8 protein-coding genes and 3 pseudogenes are annotated in these 12,609 nt (G+C 40.3%); 8 read left to right on the forward strand and 3 right to left on the reverse strand.

Annotation, left to right across the window (positions count from 1 at the left end; genetic code table 11):
- Nucleotides 1-202: 202 nt before the first annotated feature.
- A complete protein-coding gene (locus tag M1K46_RS20935) occupies nucleotides 203-484 on the reverse strand; it encodes a hypothetical protein (protein WP_256227550.1) in 282 nt (93 codons plus the stop codon).
- Between the two features lie 709 nt (nucleotides 485-1,193).
- On the opposite strand from M1K46_RS20935, the gene M1K46_RS20940 reads away from it, so the two are divergent.
- Both M1K46_RS20940 and M1K46_RS20945 read left to right on the forward strand, forming a co-directional pair.
- Nucleotides 1,194-1,481, forward strand: coding sequence for a YolD-like family protein (locus tag M1K46_RS20940; RefSeq protein ID WP_256227551.1), 288 nt, complete (start codon nucleotides 1,194-1,196; stop codon nucleotides 1,479-1,481).
- A pseudogene (locus M1K46_RS20945) lies at nucleotides 1,430-2,017 on the forward strand (hydantoinase/oxoprolinase family protein); the annotation flags it as partial. The gene M1K46_RS20940 and the pseudogene M1K46_RS20945, both read left to right, overlap by 52 nt.
- 335 nt (nucleotides 2,018-2,352) lie before the next feature.
- Here the strand turns inward: M1K46_RS20945 and M1K46_RS20950 are convergent.
- Nucleotides 2,353-2,955: a hypothetical protein gene (locus M1K46_RS20950; RefSeq protein WP_062232428.1), complete on the reverse strand. Its 603-nt coding sequence runs from the start codon at nucleotides 2,953-2,955 to the stop codon at nucleotides 2,353-2,355.
- A 355-nt stretch (nucleotides 2,956-3,310) separates the two neighbouring features.
- Here M1K46_RS20950 and M1K46_RS25990 point away from each other — a divergent pair.
- Nucleotides 3,311-3,409: pseudogene (locus M1K46_RS25990) on the forward strand (IS1/IS1595 family N-terminal zinc-binding domain-containing protein); the annotation flags it as partial.
- Nucleotides 3,410-4,008: 599 nt separating this feature from the next.
- Here M1K46_RS25990 and M1K46_RS20955 read toward each other — a convergent pair.
- Nucleotides 4,009-4,147, reverse strand: a pseudogene (locus M1K46_RS20955) (heterodisulfide reductase-related iron-sulfur binding cluster); the annotation flags it as partial.
- Between the two features lie 401 nt (nucleotides 4,148-4,548).
- Between M1K46_RS20955 and M1K46_RS20960 the strand changes: the two are divergent.
- The 5 genes from M1K46_RS20960 (at nucleotide 4,549) to M1K46_RS20980 (ending at nucleotide 12,598) form a co-directional block, all read left to right on the forward strand.
- Nucleotides 4,549-5,871: an FAD-binding oxidoreductase gene (locus M1K46_RS20960; protein ID WP_375162231.1), complete on the forward strand. Its 1,323-nt coding sequence runs from the start codon at nucleotides 4,549-4,551 to the stop codon at nucleotides 5,869-5,871.
- A gap of 17 nt (nucleotides 5,872-5,888) precedes the next feature.
- Complete coding sequence (locus M1K46_RS20965; protein ID WP_305586157.1) at nucleotides 5,889-7,232, forward strand: (Fe-S)-binding protein; 1,344 nt, start codon at nucleotides 5,889-5,891, stop codon at nucleotides 7,230-7,232.
- Nucleotides 7,232-8,695: an FAD-linked oxidase C-terminal domain-containing protein gene (locus tag M1K46_RS20970; protein WP_256227553.1), complete on the forward strand. Its 1,464-nt coding sequence runs from the start codon at nucleotides 7,232-7,234 to the stop codon at nucleotides 8,693-8,695. Before M1K46_RS20965 ends, M1K46_RS20970 begins: the two co-directional genes overlap by 1 nt.
- 349 nt (nucleotides 8,696-9,044) lie before the next feature.
- A complete protein-coding gene (locus M1K46_RS20975; protein WP_256227554.1) occupies nucleotides 9,045-11,228 on the forward strand; it encodes a malate synthase G in 2,184 nt (727 codons plus the stop codon).
- 173 nt (nucleotides 11,229-11,401) lie between these two features.
- Nucleotides 11,402-12,598 carry an NAD(P)-dependent malic enzyme gene (locus tag M1K46_RS20980; protein WP_256227555.1) on the forward strand — a complete coding sequence of 399 codons (1,197 nt, stop codon included), beginning with the start codon at nucleotides 11,402-11,404 and terminating at the stop codon, nucleotides 12,596-12,598.
- The last annotated feature ends 11 nt before the right edge of the window (nucleotides 12,599-12,609 follow it).

Genomic DNA, 12,609 nt, shown 5'->3' on the forward strand with positions numbered 1-12,609 from the left:
AAGTAAAAAACAACGGTTGATTATTAGTGCCATAGGCTTAGATAGGCTACTTTTGTAAATTGGTTATTACAGTACAGAGGATCAACTAAAGCACTGCTTCATTTCTATATTTTCGGGTGCTTTACTTGAAAAAATATTTCAACTGTTAAGCACACAGGAATCTAATAAAAGAAAGCAACCTGTTGTGGTTGCTTTCTAATTATTATTCTTGATTGTCTGCTGTTTTTGATTCTATGTTAGATCTGTCAATTGACTTTGTATATTTTTCTTTGTTGCCAGATTGGTCTGCATCTGTTCGTGTATTCCATATACTATATTTAAATGTATTTTCAATTGATTCATCCAATAATCTTTCCCGATTAGGGTCTTCATTAATATCTGTATCCATTTCCATTTCTTGTTTAAATATGCCGTATGTATCATCTTCTTTATTTTGATTACTATGTTGGACTGGTTTAGTTCGATTATCTTTTTGATGTGTCATAATAATCTCCTTCTGTAACAAGTATTTTAATTTAGTATGAACAATTGATCCAATATAATCCAATAAAGGGCAGGTCATTCAGGAAATTAGAAAGGGAAAAGGCGTTTCTAACAGGTGGAATGCATTTATTTCTATTTTGATCGATATCTATTCACCACAAACAACACAAAAAATGCAAATGTGATCCTTGCCGCCAAATTGCCCGAGCATAAACTCTTGCACAATCGTTTTTAGAAAATTAAGGTTTAATAGGTACACTTATGGTTTCACTTTGTTCTGAAGAAAAAATAAGAAAGACATTTGAATCAATTGTCTTGAATGGAGCTTGGAAGACGTAAAATAAGAACCAAAAAGGAAAGCTCAAGAGCGATCCTTTCTTGTAAAATTGGTTTCAAAATGTGTCTTATGTCTTATGTATTCTACATACAATCTCTTTTCGGTATCAGTTAGGACATAATCTTTTGAATTACTCCATGTATGATTTAGGACCTCATCTGGTTGACTTTGTTTAAAGTTAAAAATCTTTTCATCCTGAAGAGCTTTTTTTGTTTCTTTGTCTCCATTAATCAACCTTTAATCACCTCCAATTTACAATTAATTGAAAATTTCGACTTGAGTGGACAAATTCCTGCAAATGATATCCATCATTTGTAAATTATTTTCAGTGTTAACCGAACGTATATTCGCATATAATGAAAGTAGGAAGGTGATGAATATGCTTCGTGACCGCGGAAAGATGAAATGGCAAGGAATGTTCATGCCAGAACGTGTGAAAAGCTTGCGAGAATTTGATTGGGACAACAAAAAGAAAACGAAACCTGAACTGGATGAGCAGCAACTAGAGATTATGGAGGAAACAATCTGCGAGGCAATGGCTGAGAATTTGGATTTGTGCTTTACTTATTTTAGAGATGGGGATTTTCATTTGCTGATCGAAAGGTCCATTATTCAGTTGGACCGGATAGTGTGGGATATCGTCTGCCTGAAAAAAGCTTAATTTTTGGAGGAGATACCTTAACCACTACGGATGTAGCCGTCGCTCTTGGTAAGGTAAATTTAGGTGATTCCTCCAAGGTTGCTCATCTTGATAAGGAACTTTTAAATAAAGTTTATCTTAAGATGGTAGATCTTGTAGAAGAAGCCATTGATAGGATGAAAACAAGTGCAGCACCTGTACCCGTCATACTTGTTGGAGGCGGCAGCATTTTACTACCAGAAGAATTAAAAGGTGCATCTGAAGTTATTCGTCCGCAGCATTCCGGTGTTGCAAATGCTATCGGTGCGGCTATCGCACAGGTCAGCGGACAAATTGAAAAGGTTTATGCTTTAGATGGTGTTGGAAGAGAAAAAGCTTTGGAAATGGCCAAAGAAAAAGCGAAGTCTGAAGCGACAAATGCTGGTGCGGATCCAGAAACTCTCGTTATTGTTGATGTGGAAGATGTTCCGCTTGCATACATGCCTGGCAATGCGACTCGAATTCGTGTGAAAGCTGCCGGGGATTTAGCGAAAGAGGAAGTCAATGAGTGGGTCTGAGCCTTGCCAGTCGTGCTCGACTGACTCTTAACCTAGTATGTGCAAAACACCTCCCTCAATGCTATTTAGTGGAGGTGTTTTTCTTGTGGAAAAAAGTCGAGTTGAAGAGTGGTTTCCAGATTTTTTATCAACAATAAGGATTATTAAGTTTACGGGCAGGATAATTGGACTCATTAATGTAAATGGAGAATGTTATTTGAATGAAAGAAAAAAAGCTTGAAAACGAAAAACAGAAGGGTTCGTAAGAACGCCTTCTGTTAAATTATATCCGGCCTTGACAAAGGGATAACTTTTTATATTGGTTATCAATATATAAAGAATTGCAAAAGTGGGTATTATACAATGAAGTATTTATCGACTTTCTTCCGGTAACTTTGTATCCATTTATGTTGTCTTTTAACTACTTCATTTACTTTGACTTCATTGATGAACTTTTCAAACTGGGGCCTATCGTATCTATCTGTATATCGTTCTTTTAGATATTCCACGGTCCCAGCATTAAATTTTATAGTATCAAACACGCCCTCGAAGTCTTCATCCTCTTTTGGAACACCTACTATCTTTTTATGGATAGAGAACAATGGTGCCGTTGACTCTACCACTACCAAAATCGCATTTTCAAAATCAATTTTGGCCGTTTTCTTTTGACCCTTTCCATCTTGGAATTCTGGTTTTAATACATTTAATCCGTTTAGGTCAAATTCATGATGTAGGGGCACCTTTAAACAGAAGTCATATTTTATGTCTGATAGTTCTGTTCCTTTTACATGAGCAGACCTTTTAATGTCGAAAATTAGAAAGTGCTGCTTGTTAAACTCAACAATGTTCACCCAACGATTTTTTAAAACGCTAAGAATATTAATAAGTTCTAATTTCGTTAGTTCTAAATTGAGACTTGTAGAGTCTTTCTTTATTTCTTCCTTTTTTTGAAATAACATATCCCACACCTCCGTGTGCACATTGTATCATTCCTAACCCCTATTTAAAGGAGTAATATATAGGTATATTCCCAGTTACCGGTTATTCTTCAAGATGAAGGTTTAGAGAAAAATTTGTTTTGAAATTTATTATCGCACATTAAAGTGTCATATACTTAAAGACTACAAGCAACTTGAGCTGAATATAATTATTAAGAAACATATATAGAGGTGACTTCGTTTTGGAATGGAAACCTGACCGGTTATTATATATAATTCTTTTTTATGTAATGCTTAGTGGTTCTTTCATGCTTATGGATTATTCGTGATATTAGAGCAACTTTTTTTCTCCACTTACCCTCATGGAAAAGATTAACGTCAACGTTACCGTTGCAAAGATTGTGGGAAAACATTTACTGATGTGACGAATATTACGATGGGCAAAGGCGGTGTGGGGAAAACGTCTGATTTTTAGGACATTTTGCCTGATGCAGATTTGGACCTTGCGATTACGAATATTATCGGTGCAGCTTTCGGTTCCGCGGGCTGGAGCAATTCATGCAATCTTAACCAGAAGCACAAAGTTAAAAAAGAGGATAAGGCCATGTGAATGATGGCCATATGTATCACCTCTCTTTTTTCTATTCATAATATATTCTATTTTTTCCTTATAACCCCTTTTGACAACCTATTTTCTGCAGATACGTTAAAGGTATAAGATTTAGCACGGAGTTAATTGAGTGGCTGAAAAAGGATTTAAGGAGAACAGCTTTAGCAAGCTCTAAAAAGACTTTTCTCTATGACTAGGAAACTTTTAGGGTACTGCTGACAATGAATAACAAATGAAGCGGTGGAACGAGCTAGGAGCAATAAGAAAAACAGCTTGAAGGTTGTTGTATATCCAAACGGCTCGCAAGAAAACTAACAGTAGAAACCAAAATCCTCATAGATTAAGAAGAAAGATGATGCTTGAAACAATCAAGCGGTAGCCTGAACCGAGAGAACGGGTAAGGATCATTATAATTGAGTTTTTAATATCCAGTTTTCTTTGATCAGATCAACCCGCGGAAAACCCCCTAAATTATAAGCAGGCTGTCCGCAACATATCTGGCTTTGGGGAAAGGAAAAGCCGTTCGAGTAATTCCACTCTGGCTTTTCCTGCATTGCTCTGGAACATGTCAATCAGGCAGGTTGCAAAAAGGCTTACTTTCATCTTTCACCTCTCCTTGAAATCGTTCTATCTCTTTTACATTTGAAGCTGAATCGATAGATGACTAAGAGTATATAGCTTGACTAGAACAGGTCATCAGATGACCTATACACATATAGAAACAATATTCTAAATAATTTGATTAAATATTATCTCTTATGTGTGTGTTAATTAAATGTAATAATCTTAATATTTATAAAATTCTTAATAATGGTTGAAAAATATAATTAAGGCTGTTTTAATAAATGTAAGCGAAAACTAATCAGATACGCGAAAGTTTAATAAAGAGATCTAATCAGATAATGAATTTTACTTTTTATTTTGAAAGAAGTTACTTAAACGAATTTTTTTAAAATAATTCTGAAACGTTGTTTGTTATTACGAAACAAAAGGAGGAGTCAGTTTTGATCACAACAGATCTTTTTTCAGACTTAAAGTCTATGTTAGCTGAAGAAAGAATAGGGGAAAGCCAGGGGCATCCGCTTGGGAATGGCGGCCGAGTAACGGTTTACCCGGAAACAGAAGAAGAAATAGCAAGTATTCTAAAGTATGCAAACGATAATGGAATAAAATTAACTGTTACCGGGGGAGGAACGAAGAGAGGTTTTGGCGGACTGACTGAATCGGCTGATATCTTACTTTCATTATCAAATTATAAAGGCATTGTCGAACATACTGTAGGAGATATGACCTTAACAGTTAAAGCAGGTACTCCATTTAAAGAATTACAAGAGTACCTGGCACAAAATAATCAAAGAATTTCGCTGGACCCGGTATGGCCAGAAAACGCAACAATTGGCGGAATTATCGCATCAAATGAAAGCGGTCCCAAGAGACTGGGTTACGGCTCTTCCAGGGATGTGGTCATTGGACTCCGCCTTGTTTACCCGGATGGCAGCATAATCAGGGCCGGAGGGAAGGTAGTAAAAAATGTTGCTGGATATGATATGAACAAACTTTTTATAGGCTCCATGGGTACACTCGGCATTTTATCCGAAGTGACTCTGAAGCTAACGCCACTTCCAAAGTACGAAAGTCTTGTATTATTGGCTTTCCCTCTTGAAAGCCTTGATGAAATTCGGTCATTTGTGATAAAGCTGTTGGACTCGGTGATGGAACCAATCTCTCTTGAACTGTTAAATCCGGCATTATCACTAAGGTTAACAGGACAACAAAATGTTTATACCCTGGCGATTGCCTTTGAGGATGTGGAACCTTCTGTCCGCTACCAGGAGGAATATGTGAAGAGCATTCAACCTTCCAACTCAACGATGGCAGTGCTTCGACAAGACGAAGCTAAAACCTTCTGGGATAGATTTAGTAGAATTTCTCCAAATGGGACAGGACCTGCTGGTGGAGATCAATCAAAAGCAGCTTTGAAAATAGGTGTTGTTAACCTGGATGTTCTAAAGGTTATAAAAGAAAGCCACATATTGCACGAATCTAGCAAACTTACAGTAGAAGCGCATGGCGGGCTGGGACATGGATTATGCCAGGTAAACATAAAAGGTGCTGAAGAAGACATAGAACTGGCAATAAAACAGATGAGACAATTTGCTGAATCGTTGGGTGGCTATGCTATTGCAAAGCATCTCTCTTTTTCTCTGCGCCAAAAGCTGGATGTGTGGGGTGAAAAACCATCGCATTTCTTCCTATTAGAAGGTATTAAAACAAAAATTGATCCGAACAGGGTGCTTAACAATAAAAGATTCGTAGGGGGGATTTAATAGTGAGTGTAAAAGAAATGGATATAAAGCAAGATCCATCATGCACGAATAACAGTTTAAGCAACTATCTTTGGAAAGATGCGCCCGATGAAAACAAATGGGCAGATTGCGTACATTGTGGCATGTGCTTGGAATCATGCCCGACATATGAGCTGACCGGTCAAGAACAGCATTCTCCCCGCGGACGTGTCCATATTATCAAATCAGTAGCAGAAGGCAATCTTGAAGTGAATGAACAATTCATGGATCCAGTGTTTGCCTGTCTTGACTGCCGTGCTTGTACCACTGCCTGTCCAGCGAATGTCGATGTAGGTGGCTTGATTGAAGAGGCACGTGGACAAATTCGCCAGGCAATGCCATTGACAGGTGTGAAAGGAGCAGTTAGTAAAGTATTTCTTGAAGGGCTGTTTCCGTATCCAAACCGATTGAATGCAATGGGCGGGTTATTAAAGTTCTACCAAAAGAGCGGATTGCAGAAGGTTGCCCGTAAAACCGGGCTAATGAATATCATGCCACAGCATTTAGTTGAGATGGAAACCATTATGCCTGAAATTAAAAAGCCTGTACGCAAAAAATACAAGAATGATAATGTCGTCAAAGCAAAAGGTGAATCAAAGGCTGAAGTGGCATTTTTGACAGGCTGTGTGATGGACGTTATGTTCAGTGACATCAATCAGTCCACAATCAATGTTTTAACGCGAAATGGAAATGATGTCGCGATTCCGAAAAACCAGACCTGCTGTGGTGCGCTGCATGTGCATGCTGGTGACCGTGAAACAGGAAGAAAGCTTGCAAAGCAAAATATCGAAGCGTTTAAAGATGCCAAAAAAATTATCGTGAACGCGGCTGGCTGTGGCTGCATGATGAAGGAATATGAGGAATTGTTTCGTGAAGAGCCGGAATGGCATGCGAAAGCGCAAGAGTTCTCGGCCAAGGTAGAAGACATTTCGAAATATCTTCATGACACGGGCTATGAAAGACCGCAAGCGGAAATGAACACTCGTATTACGTACCACGATGCTTGTCATCTAGCCCATGGGCAAGGAGTGCGGGAGGAGCCCCGCAACATTCTGCTTGATATTCCAGGGGTAAAAATGGTCAACATGCCAAACTCGGACCGCTGTTGCGGAAGTGCTGGGATATACAATATTACCAATCCTGAAATGGCTGGTGCTGTGCTGGAAAGTAAAATGGAGAACGTACCCGAAGATGTGGAAATGATTTCAATGGGAAATCCTGGATGCATGCTCCAGATGGCAATGGGTGTAAATAAGTACGGAAGAAATCAAAAAGTCGTCCATACCATTCAGCTCCTGGATTGGGCTTATCAAAAAGAAGATACTCTCAAGGGGGGACAGTAATGTCATTAAAAAAAATCAAATCGAACGATCCTCATATAAAGAACCTGGCTGAAATCGTAGGAGGTGCCAGTTCGATACTGTATCACAAAGAGGATTTGCTTGCTTATGACTGTGACGGCTTTACGCTTCACAGGCATTTGCCAAAAGCCGTCGTGTTTCCGAAAGATACAGAGGAAGTGGCAGCAATCGTTAAGTACTGCTCCGATAATCAACTTCCGTTCCTGGCCCGTGGAGCAGGGACGGGATTAAGCGGGGGCGCAATACCATTGAATGAAGAAGTGATCATCAGTCTGGTCAGGATGAAGAAGCTATTAAGCGTCGACCTTGAAAATAGGCGAGCTGTTGTACAGCCAGGATTTGTCAATCTAAAACTGACAAACTCTATCTCGGATAAAGGCTATTACTATGCTCCCGATCCTTCGAGCCAATATTGCTGTACAATAGGAGGCAATGTGGCAGAGAATGCCGGAGGGGCACACTGCCTTAAATATGGAGTAACAACAAATCACATTTTAGGGTTAGAAGTTGTCCTGCCAAACGGTGAAATCATTGAAATTGGCGCCAATGGCATTCCTGACACACCGGGATACGACTTGCTGGGTCTGCTGACTGGTTCTGAAGGAACATTGGGAATCGTCACGAATATTACTGTGCGTATTTTAAAAAACCCGGAAGCGAAACAAACTGTACTTGCCTACTTTGATAAAGTAGAAGACGGAAGCCAGGCGGTCTCTGATATTATCTCAGCAGGAATCGTGCCAGCAGCACTTGAAATGATGGATAAAACAGCGATTGAGGGAGTGGAAGCCGCTGCATTCCCGGTGGGTCATCCACGGGATATTGAAGCTGTGCTGCTTATTGAAGTGGATGGAATCCTCGCAGGGATTGATGAGCAAATCAATCAAATTCTTGATGTATGCAACAGCAGAAATGTACGTGAAGTGAAGGTCGCCCAGGATGAACTCGAACGTGGGAGATGGTGGGCAAACCGTAAAACAGGATTTGGTGCGATGGGAGCCATTTCGCCGGACTATTTAGTGCAGGATGGCGTGATTCCTCGAAGCAAGCTGCCTGAGGTTTTGAACAAGATTAACCGGATCAGCGAAGAATTTGGCTTGCGGATCGCTAATATATTCCATGCAGGTGATGGGAATTTACATCCGCTAGTCCTATTCGATGCCAGGATACCTGGCGAAAGTGAAAAGGCGCTGGCTGCAGGAAGTGCCTGTCTCCAAGCGTGTGCGGATGTTGGGGGGACGATTACTGGCGAGCACGGAGTCGGAATCGAGAAACGGGAGGAAATGCGCTTTGTCTTTACTGATGAAGAAATTATTGCCCAGACTGATATCCGGGAAGTATTCAACCCTCATAACCTATTGAATGCGGGTAAGCTGTTCCCAATGCCGGGACGCTGTGTAGAAATTAAAAAAGATCTCAAAGAAAAAGAAGCGGCCATATCGTAAGAATTTTTGGAGGGACAGAGCAAATCACAAGGGATTCTTTTACATTACTGCTCCGTACCCTCCAAACGATGCAAAGAAAATGAAATAAAGTAAATTTTGTGAAAATTGTTGAAACAACACCTGATATTATGCTATCATTTTTTAAACAAATAGTGAAACATCGTTTCGTAATAACAAACAATACATCATGACATACATAAGTCGATCTTAGAAGAAGGAAACCCAAAACCTAGGATCTGTTAAAAAAGAGAACAAACAGATTATCTAAAGATTACATTGATTCCTGACCTAGAGATTTTTTACGCTAGATCGCTACAACTAACTGTTTATTAACAAGGAGGAAATTATAATGACAAACTATGTAAATTCAGGTAATCTTCAAGTTGCTTCAGAGCTATTTGAATTTATCAATTCAGAAGTTTTGCCAGGGAGTGAAGTCGACCGTCAGGAATTCTGGTCAGGTTTTGAAGAACTGATCAATGACTTGACACCGATCAACAAGGAGTTATTGGCACATCGCGATGAGCTACAGAACCAGATTAATGCCTGGTATCGGGAAAACATGGAAAGCTTTGATTTTGACAAATATAAAACATTTTTAAAAGATATTGGGTATCTTGAGCCGAAGGTTGAAGATTTCATGATTACGACTGAAGGTGTGGATGCTGAAATTGCTACTCAGGCTGGACCGCAATTGGTTGTTCCGGTTAATAATGCCCGCTATGCCATCAATGCAGCCAACGCCCGCTGGGGAAGCTTGTATGATGCCTTGTACGGTACAGATGCAATAAGTGAAGAAGATGGTGCAGATCACCAAGGCGGATATAATCCATTCCGTGGGAATAAGGTTATTGAGTTTGCAAGGGAATTTCTTGATCGTACGGTTCCATTAAAGGAAGCCTCCCATAAAGATGCTGTAAAATACAAAATTGAATCCGGAAAGTTGAATGTTGAACTCCGCAATGGAGAAGTAACAGGACTGGAAGACGAATCAAAATTAAGCGGCTATCAAGGACAGCCAGACGATCCGAGTGCGGTGCTATTAAACAATAACGGGCTTCACTGTGAAATTCAAATAGACCGTAATCATCCAATCGGAAAAACAGACGAAGCAGGCGTAAAGGATATTCTATTGGAGGCTGCTGTAACGACGATCATGGATTGTGAAGATTCAGTAACTGCGGTGGACGCCGAGGATAAGGTGTTGGTTTACCGTAACTGGTTAGGACTCATGAAAGGGGACTTAACCGCAACCTTCAAAAAAGGTGACAAAACAATGACACGGACCCTTAATCCTGATCGCACTTATTCATCTCCAACTGGAGAAGAATTGACTCTTTCAGGGCGCTCCGTTTTGTTTGTTCGTAATGTAGGGCACTTGATGACAAATAATGCAATACTTGATCAAAATAATGAGGAGATCCAGGAAGGAATTTTGGATGCGGTCATCACTAGCCTTATCGGAAAACATACTCTTTTAGGCAACGGTCGTTACCAAAACACCTCTGAAGGATCGATTTATATCGTTAAACCAAAAATGCATGGATCAAAAGAGGTTGCTTTTGCTAACCTGTTATTCGATCGAGTGGAGGATTTGCTCGGATTAAAACGCAATACTTTAAAAATAGGTGTTATGGATGAAGAGCGCCGCACATCCTTAAATCTGAAGGCTTGTATTAGCCAGGTTAAGGAAAGGGTTGTATTTATCAATACAGGATTCCTTGACCGTACTGGCGATGAAATCCATACTTCAATGGAAGCAGGCCCAGTGATTCGCAAAAATGATATGAAATCATCAACATGGCTGCAGGCTTATGAACAATCAAACGTTATTACAGGCCTTGCAAGCGGATTCCAGTCACGTGCCCAAATCGGAAAAGGAATGTGGGCTATGCCGGACTTGATGGATGATATGCTGAAACAGAAAATCGGTCATGTGAAAACAGGGGCTACAACCGCCTGGGTTCCATCACCAACTGCAGCTACACTGCATGCCCTTCATTATCATGAAGTGGATGTAAAACAGGTTCAAAATGAAAAGATCAATGCTCAAGTAAACGATTTAACGGATGAAATTCTGCAAATCCCAGTCGCAAAAAATCCTGAGTGGAGTGCCGAGGAAATCCAGGAAGAGATTGATAACAATGCTCAAACTATGCTAGGTTATGTTGTCCGCTGGGTAGAACAAGGCGTAGGCTGCTCCAAAGTCCCAGATATCAATGATGTCGGTCTTATGGAAGACCGTGCAACGTTGCGTATCTCCAGCCAGCATATGGCGAACTGGCTGCACCACGGCATTATTACCAAGGACCAGTTGCTTGAAACGCTTAAGCGTATGGCAAAAGTAGTAGATGAACAAAATGCTGGAGACCCTGCATATCGGCCAATGTCCTCGAATTTTGACGAGTCAGTCGCATTCCAGGCGGCCTGCGACCTTGTTTTTGAAGGCTATAATCAGCCAAGCGGCTATACGGAGCCAATCCTGCACCGCCGCCGCATCGAAGCAAAAGCTAAGTTTGCTGTAAAACAATAAGTATGTTGAGGGGACATTCTATTTTTTAGAATGTCCCGTTATACAACTTTGCTAATTTAATAGAAAGATTATTCTGTTGAAACGGAAAGAAAACATAATTACCGAAGACATCAGTTTCAACAACCGACATTCATTAAATAGAATGATAAGAATTGACAGGAGGAGTTGAAGCTATGAAAAACCTTCAGGAGCAATCACTGGACCTTCATAAAAGGTCTAAAGGAAAAATAAATGTAAACGTAAAAGTGCCAGTAGAGAATGCATTTGATTTGAGTTTGGCATATTCCCCTGGAGTGGCAGAACCATGTAAAGAAATCTTCCAGAATCCAGAAAAGATTTATGATTACACACTGAAAGGGAATCTTGTGGGAGTTGTTTCTGATGGATCGGCTGTATTAGGGCTTGGGGATATTGGTGCAGCCGCATCGATGCCTGTAATGGAAGGGAAGGCAGCATTGTTTAAAGCTTTCGCAGACATTGATGCTTTTCCGATATGTTTAAATACACAGGATGCAGAAGAAATAATTTCCATTGTCAAAGCGCTGGAACCAACTTTTGGAGGAATCAATTTAGAAGACATATCAGCTCCGAATTGCTTCATTATTGAGGAACGGCTAAGAAAGGAAATGAACATCCCTGTCTTTCATGATGATCAGCATGGAACTGCGATTGTTTCAGCAGCAGGGTTAATTAACGCATTAAAAGTGGTCAATAAACAGATTGATGAAATCCAAGTGGTTATCAATGGTGCCGGTGCAGCCGGAATCGCCATTACTAAGCTGCTGCTAAACTTGGGTGTGCAGGATATCATTATATGCGATACAAAAGGAGCGATCTATAAAGGCCGCGAAAATAGAATGAATCCCATTAAGGAAACCATTGCTGATATCACGAATAAAAACAGGATCACCGGCTCATTAGAGGATGTTATAAAAGGAACTGATGTTTTTGTCGGTGTATCAGTTGCTGATGCCGTTACAGTTGAAATGGTACAGTCCATGAATAAAGACAGCATTATTTTTGCAATGGCAAACCCTGTTCCTGAAATTATGCCTGTTTTAGCGAGGGAAGCTGGCGCAGCCGTTGTTGGTACAGGGCGTTCGGATTTACCTAACCAGGTTAATAATGTGCTTGCGTTTCCTGGGATTTTTAAAGGGGCACTTCAGGTGTTTGCCTCTGAAATCAATGAAGATATGAAGGTGGCGGCAGTTTATGCCATTGCCAATTTAATAAAACCAGAAGAACTCACGCCTGACTATGTTATCCCAAATGCTTTCGACGATCGAGTAGCTAAAGCTGTCGCAAATGCTGTCGCAGAGGCAGCCATACAATCGGGTGTTGCGAGGAAAAAAACGGAATTAGTAGTCTGAGAGGAGCAAAA

The organism is Fictibacillus sp. WQ 8-8 (assembly GCF_024494405.1).
Taxonomy (GTDB): domain Bacteria; phylum Bacillota; class Bacilli; order Bacillales; family Fictibacillaceae; genus Fictibacillus_C; species Fictibacillus_C marinisediminis.